Source organism: Ensifer sp. 2TAB8, assembly GCF_052115125.1.
Taxonomy (GTDB): Bacteria; Pseudomonadota; Alphaproteobacteria; order Rhizobiales; family Rhizobiaceae; genus Ensifer.
The window spans coordinates 1-1,030 of the sequence record NZ_JBFRGB010000071.1 but is presented as its reverse complement, the minus strand read 5'-3'; the positions used below and the strand labels follow the sequence as shown (position 1 = coordinate 1,030).

Genomic DNA, 1,030 nt, shown 5'->3' with positions numbered 1-1,030 from the left:
AGGTCTCGAGCACAACCTCGCCCAGTTCACAGCAGTCGATCGTATAGGCGAAGTCACAAGGGAAACGGGCAAGATCCAGCGCCTTGGCGCCACGCAAACCGATTTCCTCGTCGGGCACGAAGGCGACGAAGACGTCGCCGTGTTCCGTCTCATCCAGCCGACCAAGCAATGTCATGATCACGGCGATCGCTGCCTTGTTGTCGGCGCCGAGCACGCTGGTACCATCGCTGACGATGACGTCTTCGCCCTTCCAGCCTGGGATCTCTGGATGCTCTGCGACGCGCAGCCAGATGTCTTCCTTGGCGTTGAGGCAAAGATCCTTGCCGTCGAAACGCAGGATCTGCGGCCGGATGAACGGTGACAGACCGACATCGACGGTGTCGAGGTGGGCGATAAAGCCGATCGCCGGCGCGTCCGGCCGGTTACCGCGTTTGACACCGGTGACGATCGCATGTGCGTCGACGACGACGTCGGCCAGGCCCAGCGCCCGCATCTCTTCGGCCAGCAGCGCGGCGAGCGCTGCCTGGCCTGGCGAGGATGGCAGACCTAACGTCCGGCCATTGCTCTGGCTCTCGATCGCGGCATAGCGGAAGAAACGGTCGATCAGTTCCTGGCGAATGTCCATACTAGCCCTCATGTGGAAGCTGCGGGCCGTGACGGCCCGCCTTGTTGTGGCGATCAGCCGGGAACATCGACTAGACGCGGACGACACCGACACCCTCAGAGATGCGGATCTCCGTGCCGAGCCGGGCCGATTGCTCTGCAAGACGTTGAAGTATGTGCTCGGCACGGGTGCCGGTCGCCAGATGCGGTGCAAGACGGCGTTCCAGCACGCCGTCCTCTAACGCCGCATCGCCGCCGATGACGACCGGATGAAGAATAACCTCCACGAGACGGTTGTCGGCGTCGAAGGTCGTGGCTGCGACCACGCTTTCCCAGACCTCCGGCGCCGTCCAGGTCGACTTCTCGGAACGCACATGGAAGATGAAGTTGCCGAGGCTGTAGAAGATCGGCCGACCCCGATAGATCT

1 protein-coding gene and 1 pseudogene are annotated in these 1,030 nt (G+C 62.7%); both read right to left on the bottom strand.

Features of this window, described 5'->3' with window-relative positions:
• Positions 1-625: peptidase T (locus AB4Z53_RS35365; protein WP_441600085.1), on the bottom strand; the 625-nt coding region annotated here is incomplete at its 3' end.
• A 70-nt stretch (positions 626-695) separates the two neighbouring features.
• Positions 696-1,030: pseudogene (locus AB4Z53_RS35360) on the bottom strand (CapA family protein); the annotation flags it as partial.